19 protein-coding genes and 2 pseudogenes are annotated in these 26,125 nt (G+C 66.8%); 11 read left to right on the forward strand and 10 right to left on the reverse strand.

Going from position 1 to position 26,125, the window contains the following annotated elements; all coding sequences use genetic code 11:
- Positions 1-143: 143 nt before the first annotated feature.
- Positions 144-1,469, forward strand: coding sequence for a hypothetical protein (locus SH922_RS38040; RefSeq protein WP_393063065.1), 1,326 nt, complete (start codon positions 144-146; stop codon positions 1,467-1,469).
- 2 nt (positions 1,470-1,471) lie between these two features.
- Here SH922_RS38040 and SH922_RS38045 read toward each other — a convergent pair whose 3' ends face one another.
- On the reverse strand, positions 1,472-2,515 hold the full coding sequence (locus SH922_RS38045; protein WP_393063066.1) for a flavin-containing monooxygenase: 1,044 nt from the start codon (positions 2,513-2,515) through the stop codon (positions 1,472-1,474).
- 63 nt (positions 2,516-2,578) lie between these two features.
- Between SH922_RS38045 and SH922_RS38050 the strand changes: the two genes are divergently transcribed.
- Positions 2,579-2,905, forward strand: coding sequence for an ArsR/SmtB family transcription factor (locus tag SH922_RS38050; protein ID WP_393063067.1), 327 nt, complete (start codon positions 2,579-2,581; stop codon positions 2,903-2,905).
- Positions 2,906-2,913: 8 nt separating this feature from the next.
- Here SH922_RS38050 and SH922_RS38055 read toward each other — a convergent pair whose 3' ends face one another.
- A complete protein-coding gene (locus tag SH922_RS38055; RefSeq protein ID WP_393063068.1) occupies positions 2,914-3,279 on the reverse strand; it encodes an ArsR/SmtB family transcription factor in 366 nt (121 codons plus the stop codon).
- A gap of 104 nt (positions 3,280-3,383) precedes the next feature.
- On the opposite strand from SH922_RS38055, the gene SH922_RS38060 reads away from it, so the two are divergent.
- From SH922_RS38060 to SH922_RS38070, 3 genes are read left to right on the forward strand one after another with little or no spacing between them, the layout of a single operon-like run.
- On the forward strand, positions 3,384-4,781 hold the full coding sequence (locus SH922_RS38060) for an NAD(P)-binding domain-containing protein (protein WP_393063069.1): 1,398 nt from the start codon (positions 3,384-3,386) through the stop codon (positions 4,779-4,781).
- A gap of 60 nt (positions 4,782-4,841) precedes the next feature.
- Positions 4,842-5,306, forward strand: a complete 465-nt coding sequence (locus SH922_RS38065; protein WP_393063070.1) for an ArsI/CadI family heavy metal resistance metalloenzyme — start codon at positions 4,842-4,844, stop codon at positions 5,304-5,306.
- A complete protein-coding gene (locus tag SH922_RS38070) occupies positions 5,303-6,511 on the forward strand; it encodes an MFS transporter (protein ID WP_393063071.1) in 1,209 nt (402 codons plus the stop codon). Before SH922_RS38065 ends, SH922_RS38070 begins: the two co-directional genes overlap by 4 nt.
- A 232-nt stretch (positions 6,512-6,743) precedes the next feature.
- On the opposite strand, the gene SH922_RS38075 is transcribed toward SH922_RS38070, so the two are convergent.
- The gene (locus SH922_RS38075) at positions 6,744-12,740 is read right to left on the reverse strand and encodes a hypothetical protein (RefSeq protein WP_393063072.1); all 5,997 of its coding nucleotides are present in this window, start codon (positions 12,738-12,740) and stop codon (positions 6,744-6,746) included.
- Complete coding sequence (locus SH922_RS38080) at positions 12,737-14,830, reverse strand: hypothetical protein (RefSeq protein ID WP_393063073.1); 2,094 nt, start codon at positions 14,828-14,830, stop codon at positions 12,737-12,739. The genes SH922_RS38075 and SH922_RS38080 overlap by 4 nt, the downstream gene beginning before the upstream one ends.
- Before the next feature lie 530 nt (positions 14,831-15,360).
- Between SH922_RS38080 and SH922_RS38085 the strand changes: the two genes are divergently transcribed.
- A complete protein-coding gene (locus SH922_RS38085) occupies positions 15,361-15,873 on the forward strand; it encodes a hypothetical protein (RefSeq protein WP_393063074.1) in 513 nt (170 codons plus the stop codon).
- A gap of 200 nt (positions 15,874-16,073) precedes the next feature.
- Positions 16,074-16,949 carry an IS5 family transposase gene (locus SH922_RS38090; protein WP_393063075.1) on the forward strand — a complete coding sequence of 292 codons (876 nt, stop codon included), beginning with the start codon at positions 16,074-16,076 and terminating at the stop codon, positions 16,947-16,949.
- 24 nt (positions 16,950-16,973) lie between these two features.
- Here the strand turns inward: SH922_RS38090 and SH922_RS38095 are convergent, their stop codons facing one another.
- Both SH922_RS38095 and SH922_RS38100 read right to left on the reverse strand, forming a co-directional pair.
- Positions 16,974-17,315 (reverse strand): DUF5713 family protein, encoded by a 342-nt coding sequence (locus SH922_RS38095; protein WP_085574665.1) that lies wholly within the window; start codon positions 17,313-17,315, stop codon positions 16,974-16,976.
- 111 nt (positions 17,316-17,426) lie between these two features.
- On the reverse strand, positions 17,427-17,555 hold the full coding sequence (locus SH922_RS38100; protein WP_393063076.1) for a transposase: 129 nt from the start codon (positions 17,553-17,555) through the stop codon (positions 17,427-17,429).
- 365 nt (positions 17,556-17,920) lie between these two features.
- Between SH922_RS38100 and SH922_RS38105 the strand changes: the two genes are divergently transcribed.
- A complete protein-coding gene (locus SH922_RS38105) occupies positions 17,921-18,094 on the forward strand; it encodes a helix-turn-helix domain-containing protein (protein ID WP_393063807.1) in 174 nt (57 codons plus the stop codon).
- 55 nt (positions 18,095-18,149) lie between these two features.
- On the opposite strand, the gene SH922_RS38110 is transcribed toward SH922_RS38105, so the two are convergent.
- Complete coding sequence (locus tag SH922_RS38110; protein WP_393063077.1) at positions 18,150-19,307, reverse strand: tyrosine-type recombinase/integrase; 1,158 nt, start codon at positions 19,305-19,307, stop codon at positions 18,150-18,152.
- Between the two features lie 91 nt (positions 19,308-19,398).
- On the opposite strand from SH922_RS38110, the pseudogene SH922_RS38115 reads away from it, so the two are divergent.
- The 3 genes and pseudogenes from SH922_RS38115 to SH922_RS38125 all read left to right on the forward strand — a co-directional run.
- Positions 19,399-19,563 (forward strand): annotated as a pseudogene (locus SH922_RS38115) (pirin family protein); the annotation flags it as partial.
- 744 nt (positions 19,564-20,307) lie between these two features.
- Positions 20,308-20,460, forward strand: a pseudogene (locus SH922_RS38120) (aldo/keto reductase); the annotation flags it as partial.
- Positions 20,461-20,637: 177 nt separating this feature from the next.
- Entirely contained in the window at positions 20,638-21,273 is a 636-nt protein-coding gene (locus tag SH922_RS38125; protein ID WP_393063078.1) for a hypothetical protein, read from the forward strand.
- 24 nt (positions 21,274-21,297) lie between these two features.
- On the opposite strand, the gene SH922_RS38130 is transcribed toward SH922_RS38125, so the two are convergent.
- Genes SH922_RS38130 through SH922_RS38140 form a run of 3 tightly spaced genes read right to left on the reverse strand, consistent with a single transcriptional unit; the run spans position 21,298 to position 26,038 of the window.
- Positions 21,298-22,674: an MFS transporter gene (locus SH922_RS38130; protein WP_393063079.1), complete on the reverse strand. Its 1,377-nt coding sequence runs from the start codon at positions 22,672-22,674 to the stop codon at positions 21,298-21,300.
- Positions 22,671-24,680 (reverse strand): PEP/pyruvate-binding domain-containing protein, encoded by a 2,010-nt coding sequence (locus SH922_RS38135; protein ID WP_393063080.1) that lies wholly within the window; start codon positions 24,678-24,680, stop codon positions 22,671-22,673. The genes SH922_RS38130 and SH922_RS38135 overlap by 4 nt, the downstream gene beginning before the upstream one ends.
- The gene (locus SH922_RS38140) at positions 24,677-26,038 is read right to left on the reverse strand and encodes an acetyl-CoA carboxylase biotin carboxylase subunit family protein (RefSeq protein WP_393063081.1); all 1,362 of its coding nucleotides are present in this window, start codon (positions 26,036-26,038) and stop codon (positions 24,677-24,679) included. The genes SH922_RS38135 and SH922_RS38140 overlap by 4 nt, the downstream gene beginning before the upstream one ends.
- Positions 26,039-26,125: the final 87 nt, after the last annotated feature.

The following is a 26,125-nucleotide window of genomic DNA, read 5'->3' on the forward strand; positions in this document are numbered from 1 at the left end:
GCAGCGATGGCGACTGATCCCGTGTCGTTTCAGTAGACGTCATGGCATCCGGATACAACCAATTCGTGCCGCGCGGATCGGTGGATTGCCATGGCTTCCGGAGATTGAGGAATCGATACGCTGGCCGACGAGGACCGCGTCTAATGACAGATGTGAACGAGCGGACCCCTGTACCCGGACTGTGGCGCTACCTCGGCGACAACAGCCCAGCAGACCTGACCCTGATCGTGGACACCCCCAACGGCCCGCATGTGCGCCGCATACCGCCTGCCCTTCCGCTGCCGGCGGGCATCGAACCGGGAACCGGGGCGGAGATGGCCATCCACCGGGCGGCGGCAACCTGGGGACTGCCGGACTTCGTCTTCGAACCCTCTTACGCCGTCAAAGGTTCCGGTACACGCGAGCAGGGCGACCGGCTTCTTCTGGCCGGCTCGCGTGGCGTCGTCCTGCAGAGCAAGCGACGAACGGTAGCGCCCAAGGACGCCGACAGCGAGCGGGCGTGGCTGCAGAAGAACACGACCAAGGCCCTCAAGCAGGCCAAGGGCTCCGTTCGGCAACTACGCCTGCAGAGCTCCGACATGGTCAACGGCCGCGGCCGCACATTGAACGTCGACGGCCACGCGTATGAGTGGCTCGCGCTCGTTGTGTTGGATCACGAGAGTGTCCCCAGGGAGACCACTCTGGAACTCGAACCCATCGGCATGCCCGCGATCGTTGTGACGCGCCAAGACCTCGACTTCCTGTTCCACCAGCTCCGCTCTACCACGGCCGTCCTGGACTACCTTTTCCGCGTTGCCTCCCTGCCCGCCGTGGCGCTGAGTGAAGAGCCTGTGCGCTACTACGAGCAGGCAGCAGCCGACCTCGACACTCCGCCCGGCTCCATGAACCCGGACCTGCTCGGCCCCGGCAGCTGGGTGGGCTCTTCGCCCCAACTGCCACAGGCTCCAGCCGGCGACGACGGCACCCAGGCGCACCTCATGATCCGCTTCGTTCTCGAAGACCTGGCAAACAGCCCACTGGGCGACTCCCTCACCGAAGCCAACCGCCTCACAATTCTGAGCGACGTCGACCGGATTCCGGTCCCCACTCGCACGGAATGGGGTCACCTCCTGCTGGACATGCTCGACGACGTCCCCAGCGTCCCGGCCGGTCATTGCAAGTGGCGATTTCGCCGTCACCTCGACAGCGATGGCACCCGTCAACTGATCTTCGGTGCCGCCACTCGCTTCGACGCCGATGTTCAGGCAGCCTTCTCCGCCTACGTTCAACTGCGACACCATGAAGTCGGCGCACGCACCGGCAGTTCGGACGAGTCCTACACCCTTGGCGTGCTGCTCACACCTCGGCAGGACGGGTATCGGCCGTGGGACACCTCCATGGCGCGGGTCCAGGGACCGAGCCGACTGACCGACGAAGAACTTCGGGTGTTCGACGAGACGTGGAACCGCTCCGCACGGGAGCCGGGCTGAGCTCAGCCCTTCTGCAGCCGGCGCAGCACGTACCCCGCGTCCCGGCCGACGCCGCGCAGGGTCTTGGAGGAGAAACTGCGCTGGAACTCCATGCCGACGAATCCGAATCCCGGCACGGTGGTGCCGATGCCGCCCCTGTGCAGCGGCGCGCCATCGGCATCAAGGGCGCCGCCGTCGTGCAGGTAGGGGAAGGTGCGCCGGTAGCCGGTGGCGAACAGGACCGTATCCACGGCTTCCTTCGTTCTGTCGGCCCACACCACGCCCTCGTTCGTGAACCGGCTGAACATGTCGCGGCGTACGACGCCGTGCCGGTCCAGTGCAGCAAGGTAGTGGCCGTCATCGATCACGGAGATGGGGACCTTCGCGAGCAGCCGTCGGATCGGGGCGACGTCGAGGCGGGTGTGCTTGAGCCACCAGTGCAGGTCTCGGCCGAGCGGGCGTTGGGGCATCCAGCCGATCGGGCGTCGGCTGGCCAGGGTGGTGTCGGCGACCGCGCCGAGATCCGCGGCGATCTGGATCGCGGAGTTGCCTCCGCCGACCACGACGACCCGCTGCCCTGCGAACGCGTCGGGGCTGCGGTAGTCGGCGGCGTGCAGTACCTGGCCGCCGAATTCCGCCCGTCCAGGAAGGTCCGGAGTGAAGGGTGTGCCGTAGTCGCCGGTCGCGGCGATGACCGCCCCGGCGGTGAACTTCCGCCCGTCGCCGGCGAGTACGGACCAGGCACCGTCCTGGTGGGTTACAGAGGTGACGGAGGTCGAGGTTCGGATGTCGGCGGGCAGGCGGTTGGCGTAGTCGCGCAGGTAGTCCACGACTTCGTCCCGTCGTGGGTAGCGGTCCGGGTCGCCGGGGAACCGCATGCCGGGAAGGGAGGAGTACCGGGCCGGGGAGAACAAGGTGAGGCTGTCGTAGTAGTGCGGCCAGGACCCGCCCGGCTCCTTCGCGGCTTCCAGGACCAGAATGCGGGTGAAGCCGTGTCGCGGTGCGAGGGCCGCAGTGGCCAGGCCGGACTGCCCGGCGCCGATGACGATGAGATCGGCATGTTCCATGAGAACGTAATCTTTCACTTGAGTCGTTATTTCGGGAAGTGACGAAATGTTTGGCAGGGAGCTGTGACAGAGAACGGCATCGAGGCGTCCGCGGTGGATCCGGCGACGGCCGACTTCCTCAAGGCCCTGGCCAGCGAAACCCGTCAGAAGGTGCTGCAGCAGTTCACCGGCGGGATCGAGCTGACGGTCGGCGAGATCGCCGATCGCTGTGCGCTGAAGCCGTCGACCGCCTCGGAGCACCTGAGCTTGCTGCGCCGCGGCGGCCTGGTGATCTCCCGCAAGGAGGGCAAGCAGGTCTACTACCGGGCCGACGGCGCCACGATGACCCTGCGTGTCTCCGCGCTCCAGGCATATCTGGCGCGTTGCTGCCCGCCCGACTGTACGGGCTGAACCGCAGGTCAGGTGCGGAGGTCGAGCATGGCGGACATGGCGGCCACGACGGACGGGGCGACCTGGTAGTAGACCCAGGTGCCGCGCCGTTCCGAGGTCAGCAGGCCGGCCTCGCGCAGCTTCTTCAGGTGGTGGGACACGGTCGGCTGGGAGACGCCGACGTCGGAGATGTCGCACACGCACGCCTCGCCGCCAGGGTGCGAGGCGACCTTGGAGAACAGGCGCAGCCGCACGGGGTCGGACAGTGCCTTGAACATCGCGGCCATCTTCTCCGCGTCGTCCTGCGACAGCTCTCCCGCGGTGATCGGCGGACAGCACGGCACCACCGCACCCGCATCGAGGATCGGCAGCTCCGCAATCTCAGACTTCGACATGCGTCTATGTTGACACTCATCGATGCCGGTGGCAATCTTTAGATATAGACAGTAATCGAAACAGCGGCCGGTGACGGTCGCCTATCCCGGAGGACATCACCGCCATGACCACCACTGCAGACCTTCCGGTTGTCGTCATCGGCGCCGGCCCCGCCGGGCTGGCGGCCGCCGCCCACCTGGTCGAGCGCGGCATCGAACCGCTGGTCCTGGAGGCCGGGCCCACCGCCGCCACCGCGGTGCGCGACTGGTCGCATGTGCGGCTGTTCTCGACCTGGTCGGAACTCGTCGACCCGGCCGCCGAGAAGCTTCTGGCGCCCACTGGCTGGGTCAGGCCCGACGCGGACACCTACCCCACCGGCAGGGAATGGGCCGAGCGGTACCTCCAGCCACTAGCCGATGTCCTCGGGGACAAGGTGCGCTTCGGCGCGACCGTCACCGGCGTCTCCCGCCTCGGCCGCGACCGGGTCGTCGACGCGGACCGTGAACAGCAGCCCTTCACCGTCCGCATCACGCGTACCGACAGTGTCGAGGAGCGGATCCTGGGCCGCGCCGTGATCGACGCGTCGGGCACCTGGTCTACCCCCGGCCCGATCGGCGCCGACGGCCTCCCCGCCCTCGGTGAAGACGCCGCGTCCGCCCGTATCTCCTACCGCATTCCCGACCTCAAGGACCCCGCCGTCCGCGCCCGGTACGCGGGCAGGCGCACTGCTGTCATCGGTTCCGGGGCCTCCGCTTTCACCGCGCTGGCCAGCCTCGCCGACGTCGCGAAGGGCGAGCCCGGCACGCACGCGATGTGGATCCTGCGCCGCGGCATCAGCGGTTCTACCTTCGGGGGCGGAAGCGCCGACCAACTTCCGGCCCGCGGCGCCCTGGGCCTGGCCGCCAAGTCCGCCGTCGACAACGGATACGCTGACGCCGTCACCGGATTCCGCACCGAAGTCATTGAGCCCACCGACGACGACCGCCTGGTCCTGGTCGGCGAGGACGGCCGGCGCCTCGACGCGGTGGACGAGGTCATCGTCCTGACGGGCCTGCGCCCCGACCTGTCCTTCCTGTCCGAACTCCGCCTCGCCCTGGACGAACGCCTCCAGGCGCCGGTGGAGCTCGCCCCGCTCATCGATCCGAACCAGCACTCCTGCGGCACCGTCTACCCCCATGGCCACCGCGAGCTGTCCCACCCCGAGCAGGGCGTCTACCTCGTCGGCATGAAGTCCTACGGCCGCGCCCCCACCTTCCTCGCCATGACCGGCTACGAACAGGTTCGCTCCGTCACGGCCGCCCTTGCCGGTGACACCGAAGCCGCCGACCGCGTCGAACTCACCCTCCCCGAAACCGGGGTCTGCGGCGGCGCCGGACTATTCGACGACCCCGCCGCAGGGCAGAACGACGAAGGCGGCTGCTGCGCCCCGGCAGCCCCGGCGCTCGTACAGATCGGAACTGGAATCTCGCTTCCGGTCGCGGCCCTTGCCGGCACGGCATCCGGCGGGTGCTGCGGGTCCTGAACATCGGCGCCCCGACCAACCTCGGCCGGGTCGCTTCCACCCTGCGTCAGGAGGATCGTCATGTCCCGAGTACAGCTCGCCCTGCGCGTCCCCGACCTCCAAGCCTCAATCGCCTTCTACAGCAAGCTCTTCGCCACCGAACCGGCGAAACAGCGTGACGGCTACGCCAACTTCACCATCGCCGAACCGCCACTCAAACTCGTCCTTGTTCAAGGCGCACCGGACTCAGACACCCGCATGGACCACCTCGGCGTCGAAGTCGACACCACCGAAGCAGTCCATGCAGCCACAACCCGCCTCCAGGACCAAGGGCTGGCGACCGACGTCGAGAATGACACCACCTGCTGCTACGCCCTCCAGGACAAGGTCTGGGTCCACGGCCCCGGCCAGGAACCGTGGGAGGTGTACGTCGTCAAGGCCGACGCCGACTCGCTGGCCAAGCAGGAGGGCAGCACCTGCTGCGCCGACCCGGCCGCCGTAGCCGATTCGCTCGCTCCGGTCCAGGCCGGTGGCTGCTGCCCGTGACCAATCTCGACGCCCGCGGGGCTGCGACCGGAACAGGAGACCGGTCGCGGCCCCGCGCAGTGCTCCCCGCCCTGTGCGCCACACAGATCACCAGCTGGGGAATCATCTACTACGCCTTCCCTGTACTGAACCCGGCCATCACAGCCGACACCGGCTGGTCCACCGGTGCAACGACAGCCGCGTTCTCCGCAGCCCTGTTCATCTCCGCCTTCGCCGGGATCCGGGTCGGCCGGATCATCGACCACCGCGGACCGCGCACTGTCATGACCGCCGGCTCCGTCCTCGGAGTGGCAAGCCTGCTCGTCATTGCAGCCGCGCCGAACCTGCCGGTGTTCTTCGCCGGCTGGCTGTTGGCAGGACTGGCCATGGCGGCCACCTTCTATCAGCCTGCATTCGCTGCACTCACCCGCTGGTGGGCACCCGATCACGTCCGCGCCCTCACCATCGTCACCCTCGCCGGCGGACTTGCCTCCACCGTCTTTGCACCCCTGACTGCAGCTCTCGCTGACCACATGAGCTGGCGTACGACCTACACCGTCCTTGCCATGATCCTTGCTGCCGTGACCATCCCCGCCCACGTATTCGCACTCAAGGCCCCCTGGCCGGCCGCGCCGCCACCGTCTCCCCACACCGGCGACTCCGCGGCCGCGGTCTCACGCAGCCGGCCCTTCTGGATGCTCGCCGCAGCCCTCACTCTTTCGGCCTTCGCGATGTCTGCTGTAGTCGTCGCCCTGGTCCCCCTACTCATCGAGCGCGGGTACTCAACCAGTCAGGCGGCATGGGCACTCGGACTCGGCGGCGCCGGACAGACCCTCGGACGCACCCTGTACGCAACACTGGCCGCACGAATCGGCGTGACTGCCCGAACGGCCGCGCTCATCGCGCTCGGCGGCGTCACCATCGCAGCACTCGCCCTGGCCTCCGGCCCCTACGTCCTGCTGGTGGTGCTCTCGATTGCGGCCGGCATGGTCCGCGGCAACATCACCCTGTTGCAGGCCACCGCGATCACCGACCGATGGGGCACCACCCACTACGGCCGCCTGTCCGGAATCCTTGCCGCGCCGACCACCGCCGCCTCAGCCCTCGCCCCCTTCGCCGGCGCAGCCCTGGCCGTATCACTCGGCGGATACCCCCACCTGTTCGTCGCCCTCGCTTGCATATCCGCAGCTGCTTGCCTCACCGCGTTCCGAACAAGAACCACGTGACGGGTCGGGACCCAGACTCATTGGGCATGGCTTCCTACCCACCCTCCTTGGCTAAAACAACCTCGTGAAAGTAGACACCCCTGGCCGAAGAGCGTCGGCCAGGGGTGGGATCAGTGCGCGACCAACGGATATCTCACGCGGTGGCGGTCGGCTGGAGGAGCTGCGGTGTTTGAGGTGTGGACTCGGGGTAGTTTCAGCGGGCCCACAGTCCGGCCGGGGACACCGTCTCGGATCAATGCGGCCCGTGGTGACGCCATGCGGCGGCGAGGATCGGCTCTACCGCGAGGCCTTGTGAATCGCCATAGACAAGGACGTTCATCCGGCGCAGAGCTGTCAATAGGAATTCGATGTTTGGATACTCGGGTTGGAGTAGTTCGTGAAGGTCGTCGAGAGGGAGCGGGGCATCGAATTCTGCGACCAGCTGGTGCATCAAGGGGTGGAGTGCGACGGCCTCAGTCAGACCGGTTGCTTCCAGCAGGCGGACACCTTCACTGCCCTTGATCTCGTTTGTGACTTGCGCGAGAGCTTTTCGCGGTGAGTATCCCTTGACGGCCAGTGTCAGGAGGTGGTTGAGGACAATCGGCCATCCGCCGGTGGCCTCCAGGAGCGCAGCTCGTTGCGCCGGTTCGTAGTAAGGCGTCATTGGGTCCTCGCTGGAGGTCCAGCTACGGAGGCCGTCCGCGGTGGTGAGCTGGAGGAGCACGATATTTTCCTCGTCCGCGCTGGTCAACTCACTTAGGTGTTCCATCTGAGAGGGGTCCAAGAGTGCGACCACACAGCGGCTTACGCCCTCCGGGGGCTGGAGTGCCAGCGCCTGGTCCAGCGACTGGCGCAAGGCACTGGGTCCGAAGCCTCGGGTGTCGCTGACGATGATTCGGTGCTGGCGGCCTGCCCGGCCCGCCTGCAGTTCCTTGCGGTAGTCCTTCGGTGAGCTGGGGATGATCAGGGGTGCGATGCTTGTGACACGTTCTTGTTGACCGACAAGCGCTGCTTCGACGTCTTCGAGCCCTGCTGCTCTGGTGCCGATCACGATTCTGAGGCCGTTGCGGCGCCTGGTCAGGTCTGCGATCTGTGCCTCGGTTAGGGGGCTGATGAGCCCGCCCGGGAGCGGCCTGCGCGAGTGTGCAGCAGACAGAGCAGTAACGGCTTCGCCCTCCTGGGAGGACAGTTCTTCCTCGATGCTGGTGGGGCTGCCCAAGAGCCTCAGTACGTTGGATGAGCGTAGACGCCATCCGGAATCGTCTGCGGCGAGGATGCCCAGTCCGGCCATTTCCTCGAGTAGCGCGCGGTATTCGTCGGGAGGAGTTACGGAGAGGGTCTTTGGCCACCACTCGGCGCATTCGGTGCGCAGTTCGCGACCTGCGATGGGCTGGTCCACTCCGTGGCGGTATGCGTGCAGTGCCAGGACGAGTGCGATGAGTTTGTACCGCGGGTCGAGGTGGAGGGTGAGGCGGACGGTGTCCCGGATGCTTTTGTCGAGTGAGGCGGACCCGATGACTCGTTCTAGGGTCTCCTCGTTGATCGTCCAAGGTGGTCCCTCTGCGGGGGTTCGTCGTTTGTGTGTCTCAAGTACCAGTGCAAGCCCGATGTGCTGAATAATCTTCGGGTGGTAGTTCGCATAGGCGAGGGCGCGGTGAATCAGCGTGTCGCTCTCGAAGCGGATGCCGAGTACTTGCATGGGATCGTAGAGGAGTCGGAAGGCGGCTCCGGGGCTGAGGGGGCCGATTACCAGGGGCTCTCCGAAGTGAGCTCCGGCCAGCGGTTGGTTGGGAAGTGAGGCGAAGCGCTGAACCTGATGAAGGCCGGCAAATACCGGTTTGAACCTTCGTCCGCTGGAACTCATGAGGTTACGTAGGGCCGTGGTGTGTACGAAATTCTCGCGAGCGTCGCCGTCGAAGAATTCGTCGCATTCATCGAAGAGAATGAGTAGTTTGCGTGCCTTGTCGTGCTGGAGCCAGCGGTCAATATCTTCCTCGACCTGATGCATGGTGCTCGCCCTGTGAGCGCGCCGTTCGGCGATGCCGGACTGATGCAGGCTGCGCGCGAGTAGGTCCCAGATGTCTCCCGGGGTCAGGCCCATTCCCGAGGGCAGGGGGATGTAGCGACTGACGTGATGTCGTGTTTTCCTGTATCGCGCGGCTGCGGCCTTCAACAGTGCGGACTTTCCGAGCCGCCTGCCGCCGTACAGGATGCTCGAACCTTGGGCGTCCAGGACGGCGGACAGTTCATCACTGCGACCGTAGAACATCTCGGCGGGCAGAGTGTCGCTTGCTTCCGGGAAGTAGGGGATCACTGCGCTGAAGGGCGCCAGGACACGTTCGGTGGTGGCGAACAGGCCGGTGCCGCGAGCGGCCAGGAATGCCAGGGCGGACGCGTCGAGAACGAGTACTGGTTTGTCCCGTCGGGACACGCATTCACGGGCGAGGGCCTGTCGCTGTGCGACCCCCAGCGACCCGGCTACCACCACGAGCACGGGGAGCGGACTGACGTCCTGTTCGATCCAACCCAGTAGGGTGCGGGCGTCGGATACTGATCTGGTGGTCATTACCCGCAGTCGGCCGTCCGAGCCCGAGCCGAACTGTGGAAGGCGGCAGGGTCCGACCAGTTTCACGTCGGTGATGTCGAACCAGCGCCGGGTAGCCGGCCCCGTGAGTCCCGCGTCTGTCTCGTCGATGTACTCGATGCCTGCCAGGCGCAGAGTGAGTTTCAGGTGGTGCTTGCGGGTGCGGAAGGTATTCCACTGGGTGTGCAGTTGTTGCAGGGCGGTCAGGGCGTCAGCGGTCTGAGATCGCTGAGCGGGTGCCAGGTCTGAGAAGTCCAGTCCGCGGTGGGTCCCTCCATTGCCGGCCTCCCGGATGAGTTCGGGGGTGATGCCTGACTCCAGTGCGTCACAGACCGTGGGAAAGAAGGCGTTGAAGTCTGTGGCGGGCTCGACGGACGGCGGCTCGTTCCCCTCGCGCACGGCCAGTAGGAACTCCTCAGCGGTCGCCAGGTCTCCTTGGGAGATCAACGCGCGGATCTTGTCTGCCATGGATGCTGAGGCGTCGGAGTTGTTCAGTAACTGGGTTGCCTTGGTCTGGAATTTGGTCCGTTCCTCCTCCCTCTGGATGTCGAGCTGTCCGAGGATTTCTGTGCATTCGCGTCGTACGGTGCCCAGGTTGTCTCCTCCGAGGTTCCGCTTGACTGCCTCCAGGCGTGCCGAGATTCGAGAGCGTCCTGGTTCTTCCAGCTGGCCGAGCCGAGCTGCTGTCTCCGCGCGGTGCGTGACAGTGAGGCGCAGGGCCTCCACCTCGCGACGGCTGTCGGCACGCAGGCGGTGGTGCTCTCCTCTGAGTTTGCTCACGACTTCGCTGCGTCCGCCCTGCAACTCGAACATTTCCAGAGATGTGCGGGCGGTGGCGTAGTTCTCCGCTGAGGCGTGGTCACGGGCTGCCGTCTCCCATGAAGTGACGAGTGCTTTGGACACATCATCTGACGTCGCTGCGCGCAGCGGGGAGAGCTCAGCGTCGAACTCAAGGTCGGTGCATCGCAGTAGGTCGACGTTGAGCGCGATGTTCGGCGCGCTTTCGAGGCCGCCGAGCTGTCCTGTGCGCAAGAGGGCAATGCTCCCGCGTACGGATGCGAGCGTCAGATGTGCTGCAGTTGGCAGCAGGGCATCGTGAGAAGCGCCCACGGAGTCCTCCAACGCGCGGATCTCCGTGGTGAGGTCAGTGGCCAGCGGAGCCAGACGGGAGGCCAGGTGGCTGAAGATGGGCGAAGGTGCTATGGGGGCCGAGTTCCGGACGGAGGTCAGCCACTCGTGCACGATCTCCAGTGATTCGTGCGCGTAATCCAGGATCCGCCGTCGTGCTGCGCCTTGGAGCCGTGAAGAAGACTTTCCCTTCAAAGCGGTGTCGGTCTTGGAGAGTAGCTTCCCCAGCGCCTCTGGCTTGCGCAGGGCCAGGAGTTGGGAGCGGACCGTGTCGAGGCGAGTTCGGTCGTCTTCAGCAGCGGCATGCAAGAGCGAGCCGATGGGCCCGTCTTCGGCCCACCACGTACGAACGATTTCGTTGGCTCGTGGGAAGTGCAGGGTGCGTGGCTCCGTGAGGCTTCCGCGAGCCAGGGCGCTCACCGACGTCACATCGACGTTCAGATCGTTTTCGTGAGCGGGGCGGTCTACCTCTTGTCCGAACGTCTGCGCGGTCAACTGGCCTCGGGCGCAGACCTCAGCGACCGTCGTGAGCATGGAGTGGAGCGTCGGCATGCCTTGAACGTGGTCGGCGACGAAGCGGAGGGCCTCGCCTACTCCCGGATCTCCACAGACGAGGCAGACACGTAGGAAGGCCGCGGCGCGCAGCAAGAGATCAACCGAGCCGAGGCTCTTGTCTGGTTCGGTGGGGCGAGTCGCCGACTCGTTGAGGAACATGTCCGCGCAGACCCCAGTCGCGCTGCGCATGGTGTCGGCCAGGATGAACAGCTTGAGGGCCGGGGCGAGTTCTCCTAGGCCTGCTGCCTGCGCTGCGTGATATGCCAGGGCGATCTCGTGCTGGCCTAGGCACTCCAGGACGATGCTCGGATGAATGCTTTCCTCTTTCGAGGACGGCGCGGGAGTGGCGGGTTGCTCCTGAGGAATGGCTGGAAGGGCTTTCGGAGGGGTTTCGACGGCCGTGGCGTGAACAGCATCGCAGCTTCTTGCGATGTGAAGCGGGCTCAGCTCCGCTTCTTGCGACAGGTCCTGATCGTCGGCCCCTGTGGGCAGACCAGGAGTGGCTCCGACGTTCTTTAGAGACGAGGAACCTTCCGGGATGGGAACCCCGTGGGGGTCGTTCGCCAACGGTTCGATCCCAGCAGGAACAGCTGTGCCGGTAACGTTGCTCAGTCCAAGAGCGTCGCCAGTTTCCGGCGAATCGCGCGATACACCTTGGGTCGCGGAAACCACTGGATCAGCTGACTCGTGCTCGGGCACCGCGGCCGCGGCGGCGGGTGCGCGCGGTGCGGGAAGGGCCCGGTTCGTGTCGGCGTCGGCTGGGAATGAGGCCTTGCCACGGACTACGAGGAGCACGACCGCGCGCAGCTCCTCGGGCAGCGCCCCACGCAACCGTCCGTCTAGGTGCTCCACTCCCAGGTCGTCGTCGCGTTGGACGGCGTCGGAGAGTGCGACGACGTCTGTAAGCAGCCTGGCGAGGTTGGCGTCTTCGGCGGACCAGATTGCATGCGCAGCGAGCCTGTCTGCCTGGGCTCGAAGGCTGTCGAATGCAGGATGAGGCTGGGACGTCACCACGCGCACCACGCGGTCAAGCCCAAACAGCAGATCTTCCCTCTCTCTGAGCTCAACTCCGCGGTGGTGAAGAGCCGTCAGAAGACTGTCGAGTCGAACCGGAACTTCAAACAAAGATCCGCTCGCAGGATCGATCGTTGTCAGAGCGGATGTCAGCGCTCCTGCCATCGAATGGAGTGCCTGGACGGGCTCCCAAGCGTTCGAGTCTGGTAGGACTCCCCGGCCAAGGGACTCCCAGGCCTGTCGCGCGGAGCTGGTTGCCTGCTCCAACAGGGTTTCCAGCCGCTCAGCGGTGTCTTCGCATTGGCGGGCGCCGTCCAGAACGATTGTGGGCCATTCTTCTGTAGACGCCGGCCGGCCTGTCGCCGCCTCGGTTGGCGAGAGCCGATCGACCGCGTAGAGCGCGCCCCACTCTGTGGAAAGCCGGGCACATGAGCGTGCGAGCGTCTCCACCTCCGTTGCGGGCCAGGATGGCAATGCCCGATTCTGCAGGGTCCAGGCGAGCACGTGTGACTGACTGGGATCTGTATCCCAGAAGGCGATCGCCGCGAGGAGCAGCTCGTCGCGCGGGGCCTGCTCAAGGCTCTCCTCCAGAGCGCCGCTGCGGCGACCCTCTAGCCATTCGACTCGCTCCTGGGCGAGGCTTTCAAAGAGGGGGCTGCCAAGGGTTTCGGCATCCTGTTGCCGCTGTGCAGGGGGCCGACTTGAACGTAGCTGCGTCAACGCGTGTGAACAGACGGTGGGTGTGAGTCGTCCCATGGCCGGTACGTGCAGTCGCTGCAATAGGCGCGTCCGCCGAGTCTTGCCCATTCTATTGAGTAGGTCACTCAGGCGGGATTGATCGAGCAGGGTGAGAACATCACTCAGGGGATCGCCTAGTCGTTCGAGCCCCTCTTTGACTGCCTCCGCCAGTTCGAGAGGCGGGCCGATGGCCTTGGTACGCGGTTTAGACGTCATCTTGACCTTGGTCATCCGTTTCCCGAATTGCCTTCCAGCTCATGGGGTACATGTCGGTGCCAAGGCTTCCCGGGCCCTGACCCTTTCAGATGCCCGTGCACGAAGGTTGTGCCGGGCGGGAGTTCGGTGTCGGCATCGATGCCCTCGACTTCTACACGCCACTGGGCGTAGTCGAGCTGCGACTTGAGCGAAGGCCGTTGTTCAGGCGGTAGCCGACGTCGCTGAGGGCGAATCCAACGACGGCTGAGAGGCGGACCTGCATCATCGGCACCCCATTCTGCCGCTGCTTTGGCTTCCTTTGCTTCAGGGGTGGACGGCCACCACGTGAACACGTCTGGCCCGCCCGAATGACCCGGGGACTGAGTCAGCAATCCGAGTACGGTCATGTCTTCGCAGGTGTGGATGATGGTCCACAGCAGGGCAGCGGAACGAACGTTCGGCCCAAAGAGGGCCGCGGTGAGACGACGGCCGTCGAGTTGGCGGCTGTCGGCAAGTCCCCGATCGCCGTCCCTCTTAAGGGCCTCGACGATTAGGTGTTCCAACGCCGCCACGGCCGGTCGCCATGGTCCCCTGGCCACCAAGGGCGCCCATGGCTGCCAACTCTTCTGAGTCCCTTGCGGGGTGTCCAACCCGGTGCCGAGGCAAAAGAGTGCTTCGTCAAATTCCCAGCTTACGGTCCCGAAGCCAGCGACGTCCAAGGGGTTCGTTAGCCGAAGACTCGTGGCTACCAGCCGTCTGCCGGCGCGCGCCGCCGCGACGGTCAGGTGAAGCCCTGGTGGTATTGCGGTCGGCCAATTGATCACTTGGACCGCGTCTTCGTGTCTGCGTACATGTTGCTCTGCCCCGTCGTCCGAATGAGGGGAGCCGCCGTGGTGGAGTTGCAGGATCAGATCACCGGGTGGCAGCAGATCCAGGACGGCGCGGGTGAGTCGTAGCCTGCCAGCCGACAGGTCAGCCTGGCTCACCGCGACTGACAGGACGAGGAGCTCGTCATCGATGTGCACGACGGTGACCCGGCTCGCACCGCGTTCCGCCTTACTCGACCCGGCCGATGGGGCTGGAGACAATGGGACACCAGTGCGTGATTCGCGGCTCTCCGTGAACCCGATGCCAGCCGGGGTGAGGGGGTCGAGTTCTCGGAGGACGTCATTCACTGGCAGACGTTGCGCCCTCCAGATGCCTCCATGTTGCCAAAGGTCATCAACGCGGAGATCAATGCCGTCGGGCAGTTGGCGGCTTGTCGTCGCGTCCGCGAGAGCCAGGTTCGCGTCAATCGCCAAGGCCGCCCCGGCGACGCCGGTGAGGCCACCTCCGTGCTCACCTCCTCGGACAAGGGCGTCCAGGAGCGGCCACAGAGCTGAGTAGCGGGCCCGATTGCCGGGGGCGGGCCGGCAGACAGCCCTCCGCACCTCCTGGAACGTATTCGAGGTGCTGAACGAGACTGCGTCGGCGGCAGGCCTGGCGTACAGGCCCCACGTGTGCAGGCCCGGGGCGGTGGTCATGATTTGCGCTAAGCATTCGACAGCCGTCCGGATCGAGCGCGCGACATCGGCGTCGCTCACTTTCGTGGAGTCGGAATCGAGCCAGCCAGGCAGGGGGCCGAGGTCGAGAAGAGCTCGGGCGGGACCGGCGAGATAGGCGGCGAACGAGCCGATCTGGTCCCGCGCGGAGGTATCGCCCCACGAGGAAGGGACGGGCCCTACGAGCTGTCCGTTCTCTAGCCCGCCACCTGGCCTGAGCCATCGCCCTCGTTCAATCGACTCGCTGACACTCAGGGGACCAAAGATATCTGTGTCGATGATGACGCGCTGCCGGTCCTGATCCGCCTCCGCCGGAGCGCCGGACCGGCCTGCTCCCGTCCAACCGTCCTCATCGACATCCGCTGCTGCGCCGAGCACCGCAGCGACCTCGCCCCATAGTTCACGACTGCCGCGGGTCAATCGGACGAACGTCCCTGCCGGCAGCACGGGAAGCCTGCCGCCGACCGAGACCGTGGCGAAGCAGTCGGGATCCGGGTCGCGCACATAGCGGCGGAGGCGCGGGTCGTAGTCGAAGTAGATGGAGTTGAACGCGCTGCAAGCGTGGAGGAGGCCTCCGCGGGCCACGGCCACCTCCTCTAGACGATGGGCGATGGCCGCTCGTACTGCCGCCGGTACTTCTTCGACCCGCCCGAACATCTCAGGGCATAGTAGGGCAGAGGTCTCGACACGAGGTATCACTGCAGCCCCCTTCGCCACCGACCGCCCTGTCGGCCCGCACTTGACCATTTGACCGCACGAACCAGCCGGAACGCAGCGATATCGCAAAGCTGAAGAAGGGGAGGTCGAGGGGAGTGGTCGGCATTGGTTCATGCGCGGTTCATGGTCTCGACGGTGACCGCACCGTCTTTCCCAAGCCATCGGCCGCGGCTGGCTGCTGCACCAGATGCTGTGCCCGGCGACGATGCGGATCACACCGCCGCAGAGGCCGACGCACACGGCGGCGAGGGCCAGTTCGCCCTTCTCGGAGGCTGCCGGTACGTGACGATCACCATCGGTGCCGACAGGCCACACGCTGGACTCAGGCTGAACGAAGGCCACGGGGCCTTGCGCGAAGTTGCCAAGAGGGTACAGCGGCTGCTGAACTTGAATGGGTGATGTCGGGGAATGGTGAGTGTGGTGGTGCCCCCGAGCTGCTGCGCGAGCTCGATGAGCGGGAGTGGCTGGAGCGTTCGAAGCACTACGACCGTGACCAGGCCGCGATGCACTTCGGTGTTCTGGTGGCCCGGCTCGAAGAGGACTTCGCAGCGCGCTGCACGGCCGTGCTGGACTCCTGGGTGTCCTGTACGGCCGAGCAGGACACCCAGGAGTCCAGCGAGTACGGACGCGTTGTCGTGCCCGGGGTCGCAACCGTATGCGGCGTGAGCAAGTTCGGCTTGCTGGCTCTGGTCTGCGCCGGCAACCCGGGAGCCTTCTTCGGAACGGCTGACGCCCAGGCCGAGGGCGAGCTGGATACCGCGGACCTTGCCAAGGTCAACCGGGCGCTTGTCGAGCTTGGCTATGTCGTGGCCGCCGAGGAATTGCTGGAGAGCGACTACGACGGGCCGAGCAGACTGCCCGCGCACGTTCAGCGGCCCAGCTGGTGGCATCGCTTCTTCGGTATCTTCTGACGATCACGACGACAGGGATGGTCGGGTGCCGGCTAAGCATCCATCGATCGCCTCCGGCCTGTACCGGCAGCATCTTGAGCTTGCGCTTCGCCGCGCGGGTGACCTGGCCAGGGTCGGCGGCCAGGTTGCCGATGTCGCGTTTGCCCAGGGACTAGGCCGTGTATCGAAAGTGGATCTTGGGTTGTGGATGATCACGGTTCATGGGTCGGGGAGATCTCACAGACGAGCAGTGGGCGGTGCTGGAGCCGTTGTTGCCGAGGGGAGCCAGGGCAGGGCGACCGCCGGTCTGGGCTCGGCGGCAGTTGATCGACGGCATACGGTTCCGTGTCCGGACCGGCGTTCCGTGGCGGGACGTCCCTGCCGAGTACGGACCGTGGAGCCGGGTCTACGACCTCTTCCGCCGGTGGCAGCGAAACGGCACCTGGCAGCGGATCATCACCCGGCTCCAGTCCCTGGCCGACGCGAAGGGGGCGATCACATGGGACCTGAGCGTCGACTCCACGGTCTGCCGCGCGCATCAGCATGCGGCTGGAGCTCGCAAGCACGGCGACCTTCAGAAGGAACCGCCGGGCGGCATCTTCACGGAGCCTGGCGACCATGGGCTGGGGAGGTCGCGCGGCGGGTTCTCTACCAAGCTTCACCTGGCAGTGGAGCAGGGGCAGAAGCCTATGTCGATCGTGGTGACCGCTGGGCAGCGCGGGGACTCGCCGCAGTTCGAAGCTGTTCTGGAGAGGGTCCGCGTGCCCCGTGTCGGACCGGGTCGGCCGCGGGTCCGCCCCGATCGGGTGCGGGCGGACCGGGCCTACGCCTCCCGCAAGAACCGCGCCTACCTGCGTCGCCGCGGGATTCGCTGCACCATCCCCGACAAGGCCGACCAGGCGCGGAACCGGCGGAAGCTCGGCTCCCGCGGCGGTCGACCGCCGAAGTTCGACAAGGCTGACTACCGTGAGCGTCATGCGGTCGAGTGCGGGATCAACCGCCTCAAGAGGCACCGTGCTGTCGCCACGCGGTACGACAAGCTCGCTGTTCGCTATGAGGCGACCGTGCTGATCGCAACTCTCAACGAGTGGCTCTGACCGGGGTGGCATTCCCGTCCTCGGTCACCAGTCCCGGCCGGCGGTCAGCTCCTCCGCATCCGCGTCCGTGAACTCGTATGCCGATGCGACGAAGCAGAACTCGTCGCAGATCCACTCGCGAGCGACCGTCTCGATCCCGCTCCCGGCCGCCATGAACTCCCTGTCCAGTAGGTTGAACTCCTCGGTGGCAGCCTGGGTGAGCGCATACAGGGCCTCCAGATCCGACGGCCGTTCGGCCTCGATGCGCTCGCACAGACTCAGCAGAATCCCCCTGCCCCGTTCGACTATGCGATCAGGGAAGTACGAGTCGTCGAACATCTCCCGCAGGAATGCGTGTCCCAATACCTGCTGGTTTGTGATCGGCACGGCACTTTCCTCTCTACGACGAGCTGACTCGCCGATCATGCACAGCACCGCTGACATCGACGCCACCCCTTGGCGCCAGACCACGTGCGACCAGGACTTTCACAACACCCCCTAGATGCCTACCTGCGGGTTGAGGTCCGGGGCGTACGTCGGTAGCTGGAACACGGTGAGCCCTGAGGTATTGGCCTCGAAGAACTCCCTCAGTGGCGCGACCAGGTGCATGCGCAGGTTGTCCCACACGTCGAGGCGACTCCAGCGTGGCAGCGATCTCCCGATTCTTCCCGCCAGCCTCGAAGCGAGTCACGGCCTGGCGCCGGACCCGTTCCCGCGCGGCTCCCTCGACATCAGCCTAGCCGCCCTGCGCATATCTCACCGAATAAGGAATCCCGAGGCCAGCTTTACGCTGTCTGACGAACAGCCCGACATCACCCGATCAAGTTCGGTATCGAGGTCTGATGCTTTTCCGGGGGCCGTACGAGGGGGGATTTCTTATCACAATGTTCCATCCACTCCAAGCCGCGCCCTTCTGTGATGGTTCGGCGTGATGGAGGGACCCCTCCTGACCGCCAAGCGGGAAGCTCTGAAGAAGTATGCCTGTGCAGTTCATGGATGTGAGGGAAGTAGCCGAATATCTGAATATGTCGGTGCAGTGGGTGTATCGGGAGGCCCCGAAGGCGGGGCTCAAGCCTTACAAGTTCGGGAGCGGTCGCAATGCAAAGATCCAGTTCAAAATTGCAGATGTGCAAGCTTGGGTTCGCCAGCAGTCGTCCCCTGGCTGAAATAGTTTTCTAGGTGCGGGCCCCAGTCGTTGTTCAAGGCTGGGGCTCCACTTACTCAGGCGGCGAGACCCATATTGAGGATCTTGGCGGCCCGGCCGATCGAGCCAGGCATGAGGTGGCGGTAGATCTTGAAGGTGATGTCCAGACTCCTGTGGCCCATCCACTCTGCTACATCAGTGATTGGGATCCCGTGGCTCAAGCAGTTCGAGGCGAAGTAGTGCCGGAAGCTGTAGATGACCAGCCCTTCGGGAATCTCAACGTCTCCTGAAGCTTTGATTCGAGCCCACTGGTTGGAGAGACTGTGAGCTGGATATGTCTGGTTAGCGTCGCGTGGGTGATGCATGAGGTACCCGTCTGAGCTTGTTCCATACTTTTCCGCATACCAGAGGATCGTTTCCTTCGTGCGGGCGGGGAGGGGGGTGTCGCGATATTCACCTACCCTTCGGTGTTTGAGGCGGCCGTACTTCTTTGTTGTCTGGTTCACCTGCTCGGTGATTCGATAGACGTCATCGGCGACTATGTTGTTGATATTGACTGCGGCTGCCTCGCCATTGCGCATGCCGCAGCCGCTCATCAGGTCGGTGATCAGCAGGAGATCATCGTCGCCGGCGGCACGGATCTCTTGGAGCTTCTCTGGAGAGGGGATCACTGCGCGCTTCGGGTCGTACTGCGGGGGCTTCACTCCCTCCAGCGGGTTCTCGTCGTAGAGGCCCAGCCGGTGGGCATCGAGGATGATCGACTTGAGCTTGTCAAAGGCGTTGGACTGCGTCGCCAGCCCGGCCCCTTGCCGCTCCATGGCCTGAATGAATCCGTCAACCACCTTGTGGTCGAATGTGCTCATACGACGGCTTCCGAGTGCGGGGAGCAGGTGGTGCTCCAGCAAGGAGTTGAGGTGGCGCAGCGAGCTCTCGGAAAGGTCACGCTGTGCCGACTTCCAGTCAGAGGCGTACTCCTCGAAGCGCATCTGCCCATACTTCTCGATCCGCGCCGCCTTGGTCTGGCTCTGTGGGGCGGCCTTCTTGGCCTTGTACGCCTCGGTCAGGCGCTCGATGGCCTTGTCCTGAGTAGCGAACCCGGATTCCTCGGTCTGTTTTCCGGCGGCGTTGCGATACCTGATCGTGTACTCGTGAGGGCACTTGGACCACCTGGTCCTGCTGTGCTGGCAATCCTTGAAGAAGGTGCCCATGCCGCGGGCCAGGGTCTTGTTCGCCATCGTTCGGCCTCCGGGGTCGCTTGCTGACCTTTTGCTGACCACGGATGGTGCGTCATGCCTCTGAGCTGGGATGAAACGGCAGAAGCGTGGTATGTGGTGGAACTTCGTGGGCAGAACCCAGGACGAGATCATGCAGGCCCGGGAGGACTGGATGAACGGTGATCGGTTCGGCACCGTACGCGGCTATGACGGTGCACCGCTCCCGGCTCCCGCACTGCCCGCTGTGCCCCTGAAGCCGCGTGGACGTGTGCGCTGAGCTGCGGGTTCTTACGGGTTCGTGGCTTTCGAGGTGTGCCCGATCATGCCTGCGTCGTTGCTGTGGGCGGGAGAGGTCTGGAAGCGGCTGAGAGTGCCTCAGAGGAAGGCCTTCCGCTGGACCGGCGTTCCCATCTGTGCCCGCGTCTGACCTTGTGAGCCAGGACGGATGCTGACTTTTCTGATTGAGTGTCAGGTCGATTCGGCTGTCGGTTGAGGCGACCGGGCTCCGGGATGCCCCTCGCGTGAACGGTCTGGCCGACGAATGGTGGCGCTGCGGTCCGGTCAAGCCGCTGTGGGCTGCCACAGCAAGAGGAGCTGTCCACGGCCAGCGAATGCGTTGTGTGCTGGTGGCTCAACGGCAGCAACTCACGGACTGTGAACACGGTGACCGTGGAGACCCAGCCGGGAGTGATGGATCGAACTTGTCTCGATCTTGATCAATTCAGGCCCTGGGAACGTTGCTGTGTTGAGTTGGCGGCTCCGAGCTGACGGTCCCACCTGGCACAGGTTGTAAATCGTGTCTTGTGCGGTCCAGGGTGGTCTAGGGAAGGCACGTAAGTGCAGGTCACGTCGCTGTGATCCAGGAGCGTCCGCGGTGTTGGTGAGAGTGATGTGAGAGATGCGTACCCCCGTCGGCAGGTGCCGACGGGGGTACGGCCGTGTCGCGGCGGGGCGTCTATGTCCCTTCTGCTCGGGGCGGGCGGTGGCGACGCTGCGGTGCGTTCAGTGAGGTTGCATTCTGCGGATGGCGGAGAACCTCGACGTCTTCGACTTCCGGCTCACCGACGAGCAGCTGGCGCGGATCGCCACGCTCGACACCGGCGCCTCGCTGTTCTTCGACCACCGAGACCCCGAGATCGTCGCCTGGCTCGCCAGGCGTCGCCCGGACGCCTGAGCCGTCCGGGCGCGGACCGGTCCACGTGCAAGTCAGCCGTCGGACGACCGGATTGGAGGACACGGGAAAGATCTTCCCGGAATGTGCGTGCCCCGAACGAAAAAGTGTGGCGTCATGTGTCATGTACTGAACATTTACGCATCGCTGTGATGCGTCAAGGAGAAGGGCGCCGACGCCATGAGAAGAACCGCCTCCCGGGGCCTCGTCCGTCTGAGCCTCACACTGGGTGCCGCCGTGGCGTCGACCGCGCTGGTCACGACGGCGAGTGCGGCCTTACCGGTGACCGCCGGGTCCACGGGGACGCCCGTCGCTCCTCGGACCAGTACCGAACGCGGCTGTGTCGTCGTGTACTTCGACCTGGGCGAGACCCTGGTCCACACGGCCGACGACGACACCACGGGCTACCGGCAGGACGCGGCCGCCCACCTGGCCGCACTGCGCAAACGCCACATCAAGGTCGGGCTGATCACCAACGTGCCGTCCTCCTGGGGCACGACCGACGCCGCGCGCGCGGCCGTGCTCAAGAAGGAGGTCGACAGCACCTGGACGGGCAGCACGCCCTTCGCCTGGGACGACTTCGGTGACCGGATCCTGACCCCGCGCACCGAGGCCGAGCGCAAGCCGGCGCCCGCCCTCTGGGAACGCGCCCGGGACGCGTCCGGTGGCTGCCGTCTCGTCTACCAGGCCGAGACTGCCGAGGAGACCGACACCGCCGCCTCGCTCGGCTACGTGGCGTACCGGATCGGACAGCCCGCCCGGCCCGCCTTCCTGCCGGCCCCGCTGATCGAGCTGCTCGCCCACCTGCCCGGCTGACGCCCGCCGGCGACGCGCGCCTTCCTAGGAAGGCGTGTCCGCCTGCCGGCGCCCCCCTCCGGCCGGACGGCCCGCACCGTCGGCGACGGCATCCAGCCGTACGCCCGGGGCCGTCCGGTCGGAGGGACGCTTCACCACCCCGCTGCGCAGCACCAGTTGGAAGACCCCGAGCAGCACCGCGGTCGCCAGGGCGCTGTGCCAGAGCAGGGCGTCCAGGCGCCCGGCGGAGAGGTACGCGCCCGCGGCCACCGCGGCCAGTGCGCACACCGCGCGGTCCACGATGCTCTCCACCGAGAGCAGGGTGGCCCGTGGTGCGTGGGCGGGCACGGCGTCGTTCACCAGCTTGCGCTGGACCGGGTATGCGAAGCCGGTGGCGGCGGCGAACAGGCAGAGCAGGGCGACCACCGCCCAGGGCCCGCCCAGGGTGAGCCCGGCCAGGGTGCCCGCGAGCGCCAGGCTCAGGACCGATACCCAGGCCACCGGCGTCAGCCGGCGGCTCAGCCACTGGGGCCTGGCCGATGCCACGGCCTCCGCCACCGTCATGGCGGCCAGCACCCCGCCGTGCGAGGACTCACCGATGCCGTGGTCCAGCAGGATGGGCTGGAAGAGGTTGACCTGGCAGATCCGCGAGAGCGTGAACACCGCCACGCCCTGCACCATCACCAGGGCGAGCCACGGCGAGGAGGCGACGCAGCGCAGCGCGGAGCCCGCGTCGCGCAGGAACGCCCCGCCCCGGCGCCCGCCCCCCGCTCGTCCGCCGGCCTTCCCGGCCCCGGCCGCGTCCCCCGGGACGGTCAGCCGGGGCAGGGCCACCGCACAGGCCAGGGAGCCCGCCGCGCTGGCGGCGCTCAGCACGTACGGGGCCGTGTGGGCGAGGGCCATCAGCGGCCCGACCAGCGGCCAGCACACGACCTTGGCCGCCAGCCCCAGGGCCCGCGCCGTGCCCTCCGCCTTCAGGTAGTGCTCGTCGCACTTCTCCGCCCGCAGCCCGTCGTACAGATAGGCGCTCGCCGCTCCCGAGGTGAGCGAGCGGCCCGCGGCGATCGCGAGGAAGTGGAGCAGGAATCCGGTGTACGAGGCGCTGAACACCGGTGCCAGGTTCGCCGCCGTCATCACGACGGCCCCGGCCCGCAGACAGTTGCGGGTGCCGATCCGGTCGGCGATGAGCCCGGTCGGGATCTCGAACAGGCAGAACGCCACGTAGTAGATGCTCTGGATGCCGAAGATCTGCCCGTCCGAGAGCCCGGCCGCCTTCTGGTAGGCGTAGAACACCGGCATCCACCACAGCAGGTTGAACAGCAGCTGGAAGCCGTAGTTCAGGCGGATGATCCGGCGGGCCGTGTCGGTCAGGGCGCCGCCGGTCCGGCCGGTGGAGGGCGCCCAGGGGAGGCGGGCCCTCACAGCGCGTAGGGGCGGATCTGGACCAGGCGGAGCTCGCCCCGGTCGCTCATCAGCCACTCGATGTCCAGCGGCCGGTCCACGTCGTCCGCGCTGAAGTGGGACTGCAGGAGCCGTCCCGTCAGCGACAGGTCGGCGAGCCGGGCGCGGGTGGCGGCGGGCAGCCCCTCACCCCAGGAGCCGAGGGCCACGGTGCGGCCCCCGCCCTCCACCGTGTTGTACAGGTACTGCTGCGGCAGCACGGAGCCCTCGACGACCTGCTCGGGGGAGCCGGGGGAGCAGTTGAGGTAGACGTTGCGGAAGTCCTCGCGCCGGGTCGGGTTGCAGGTCACCAGGACGCCGCCGAGGGAGGCGGGGACGTATTCCTGGATGATCACTCCCATGTACGTGTCGTCCAGGGAGATGCCGACCTGGTGACGCAGCCGGACGCTGCGCGGTGACAGCAGCGAGGCCCACACCTGCCTTACGGCATCGAGGAGTTCGGCGGTGCCGCGCACGGTGGTGACGGAGTCGTAGACACCGGCCGCGGAGAAGCCGGGGAGGTCCTCGGCGTTGGAGGAGGAGCGCACCACCAGGCGGCTGCCCGCGGCCAGTGGCGCGGGGAACGCCTGCCTGATCTGCCGGGTGACGGTCTCGGGCATGGGCGTGTGGCGGATCAGGTGCTGGAGCTGGAGACAGAGCGCGTCCAGCATGTCGGTGGCGTCGAGTTCCAGCGCCATCTTCAGCTTGCCGATGCCCTGCTGGAGCGCCGGAGAGGAGGTGAGGAAGGCGTGCTGGAGCGCGAAGGGCAGCGCGACGCCGTCCGGCGCACCGACCGTCGCCGCGACGAACGCGGCTGCTGCCGAACGCAGTTCGGCTGCGGAGGGCGCGTGCAGACCGAGCCGGACGGAGAGGTGCCCGTAGAGGTCGTCACGCGGCGGGCGGGGACGTCCGTAGAAGGCGGTGAGATCGGCCGTGCGGCTGTCCAGGACGTGGTGCAGCTCGCCGAGATTGGCCGCCTTCGTGCCGTACCGGTCGCGGTCGTCGCTGCGCAGCCGGTGCAGGGACAGCACGGGCGCGTCCTCCAGCAGGGGCGGCTCCAGACGGATGCGCTGCCGGTGCCAGGCCGGGGCCTGCAGGGCGGGCTCCCGGTCCAGCCGCTCCAGACTGATCTCGTCCTCGCGCACCCGGTAGCGGACCCACGCACCGTCCAGGCCGTCCTTCTCGACGAGCTGTTCCAGGTCGCGGACGATGGCGTTGGGGATGCCCCAGCCGGAGGCGAGGACGTTGGTGTGCGAAAGAGGCGTGATCTGTGCCGTGTTGAGGAATCCGGCCACGCGCGGTACGTCGTCCGGCAGGCAGGGCATAGCGACGATGTCGGCCCAGCCGAGCCCGGCCTCGGCGGCGGCGTACTCCTCACGGGTCCGGAAGAAGCGCAGCCGCCCGGTGGCGTCGCCGGGGTTCAGAGGTGTCCGGTTCCGCGTGCCGAAGAGCTCGTGGCCGAGGATGCGCGGTAACCGCGGCTCGCTGATCGCCGTCAGCTCCTCTTCCTGGCCGTGGTTCGCGGGCTTGAGCAGCAGCGGCAGCCTGCCGTCGACGCGCTCCCGGACGAACTCGTAGAAGGACTCCAGCAGTGCGCCGTGCATGGTGTCGGCCTCGGTCGTCTCCAGGACGAGGAAGACCCGTTCGCGGCCCTCCGCCTCCTGCTCCGTGTGCAGGGACAGCACCCCGAGGAGGAAGCGGCGCCCGGGGTCGGTGTACACGGAGGCGTTGAACGCGTCCAGGCCGGCGTCCAGCTCGGACAGTTCCATGCCCAGGACCCGGGTGGCGATGTAGTTGACGTGAAAGGGGTGCGCGGCGGTGTCGAGCAGGTGCCAGGTGTCCTCGGTGCGGTCGACGACGACCTTGAGGTACGGGTGACCTGCCAGCACCCCCGAAAGGGTCCGGAACAGCGGCAGCGAGAGGTTCCCGCCGACGACCGTACGGTCCGTCGCCGGTTCCGGTGCGCCGGTGGAGAGCGTGGCGGTCATATGGCGGCTCCCTCGGGCAGTACCCGGGGCAGGGCGTCGATCAGGGCCTCGAAGTCGCGGAGCACGGTGCGCGGGTCGGCGGCGGAGAGCAGGCACAGTGCCGCCATGGTGTTGGCCCCGGCGGCCGGGTCGTAGACCGGTACGACGCTGCCGTCGGCGAGCGAGCTCTCCGTGACCACGGACAACTCGCTGCCGCGGCTGAGCGGGACGCCCGCGGAGACCACCGGGAAGTCCCAGACCCGCAGGTCCTGCCAGGCTTCGCCGCTGCCGTCGACCGCGAGGACGACGAGGGAGCCGGCCGCGCCGCTGGCCTGCGCGGGGGTACGCGCCTGCTGAGGCCAGTCGACCGGGCGGCCGAGGAGGTGGTCGACCAGCATGCCGACGAGGTCGAGGTGGAAGACCTCCTCGATCTGCGGGACGGTCATCGCGCCGCCCAGCCGGGCCGCCGTCTCGATCAGCCACATGCGGCCGTCCGCCCCGAGCTTGATCTCGGTGTGCGTACCGCAGTTGCTGAGCCCGAGGGCGTCCACGGCCTCCCGGGCGAGGGCCACGACACGCTCCTGGGCCTCTGGCGGCAGCAGGGCGGGGGTGATGCCCGCGCGTTCGGTGAACGGTTCGACCGTGGGCATCCGGCCGCTGAGGCAGACCGGGTGGAAGACGCCGTCGGCCACGACGCCCTCGACGCTGACGTAGTCGCCCCAGCCGGGCTCGTCGAACCAGTCGGTGGCCAGTCCGGTGACGATCTCCTCGACGACGAAGTCCGCCTGGGCCTCGGCCACGTGGAGTTCCGCGTAACCCAACTGGGCTGATTCGGCCATTACTTCCCGCGAGCGGGACCAGGCGGCAGAGGCCTCGTGGGGGGAGCGGATGATCTGGTGCGCGGTGGAGCCCGCGCTCCAGGCCGCCTTGAGCAGCAGTGGGAAGGTCAGTGCTTCGGTGGCCGCGTGGAGGTCCGCCTCCGTGGCGACGGGGCGGAACTCCGGTTGTGGCAGCCCGTGTTCCTGCCAGGTGCGGCGCATCAGCCGCTTGTCGCGGGCCAGGGCCGAGGCGCTGCCGGCCCCGGCGAGTCCGAGTTCCTCGCAGGCCTCGGCGACTGCCACCACCGCGTACTCGGAGAAGGTGAGCACCGCCTCCGCCCTGACGGCCCGCGCCCGAGAGACGATCAGGGAGACCAGGTTCGCCCGCTCCGCGTCGGCCGGCGTCTCGACCGAGGCGCACAGCCGCGCGGCGGAGCCGGCGACCGAGGGCGGCAGGGCGCTGAGCGCCAGCAGGTGCACCTGCGACCTCGCGGCCGCCCGGGAAAGGACGTGACCGAGCGGCGGACCACCCTTGGCATGCACCAACAGCACCTTGCTCACTGAAGTTCGTCTCCGTTCGTTCGTGTGGTCAGAAGTCGCGGCCGGGCGGTTCGCCCCGTACCCGCTGCGGGGCCCGGCCCCGGAGCC

It is taken from the genome of Streptomyces sp. LN549 (assembly GCF_043203805.1).
Classification (GTDB): Bacteria; Actinomycetota; Actinomycetes; order Streptomycetales; family Streptomycetaceae; genus Streptomyces.

What these genes read in the sequence shown, in the direction of transcription:
- SH922_RS38040 (WP_393063065.1), top strand. Translation starts at nt 144, where the DNA reads ATGACAGATGTGAACGAGCGGACCCCTGTACCCGGACTGTGGCGCTAC.
- SH922_RS38045 (WP_393063066.1), bottom strand. Translation starts at nt 2,515, where the DNA reads ATGGAACATGCCGATCTCATCGTCATCGGCGCCGGGCAGTCCGGCCTG.
- SH922_RS38055 (WP_393063068.1), bottom strand. Translation starts at nt 3,279, where the DNA reads ATGTCGAAGTCTGAGATTGCGGAGCTGCCGATCCTCGATGCGGGTGCG.
- SH922_RS38060 (WP_393063069.1), top strand. Translation starts at nt 3,384, where the DNA reads ATGACCACCACTGCAGACCTTCCGGTTGTCGTCATCGGCGCCGGCCCC.
- SH922_RS38065 (WP_393063070.1), top strand. Translation starts at nt 4,842, where the DNA reads ATGTCCCGAGTACAGCTCGCCCTGCGCGTCCCCGACCTCCAAGCCTCA.
- SH922_RS38075 (WP_393063072.1), bottom strand. Translation starts at nt 12,740, where the DNA reads ATGACCAAGGTCAAGATGACGTCTAAACCGCGTACCAAGGCCATCGGC.
- SH922_RS38085 (WP_393063074.1), top strand. Translation starts at nt 15,361, where the DNA reads ATGTCGGGGAATGGTGAGTGTGGTGGTGCCCCCGAGCTGCTGCGCGAG.
- SH922_RS38090 (WP_393063075.1), top strand. Translation starts at nt 16,074, where the DNA reads ATGGGTCGGGGAGATCTCACAGACGAGCAGTGGGCGGTGCTGGAGCCG.
- SH922_RS38105 (WP_393063807.1), top strand. Translation starts at nt 17,921, where the DNA reads ATGGATGTGAGGGAAGTAGCCGAATATCTGAATATGTCGGTGCAGTGG.
- SH922_RS38110 (WP_393063077.1), bottom strand. Translation starts at nt 19,307, where the DNA reads ATGGCGAACAAGACCCTGGCCCGCGGCATGGGCACCTTCTTCAAGGAT.
- SH922_RS38125 (WP_393063078.1), top strand. Translation starts at nt 20,638, where the DNA reads ATGAGAAGAACCGCCTCCCGGGGCCTCGTCCGTCTGAGCCTCACACTG.
- SH922_RS38135 (WP_393063080.1), bottom strand. Translation starts at nt 24,680, where the DNA reads ATGACCGCCACGCTCTCCACCGGCGCACCGGAACCGGCGACGGACCGT.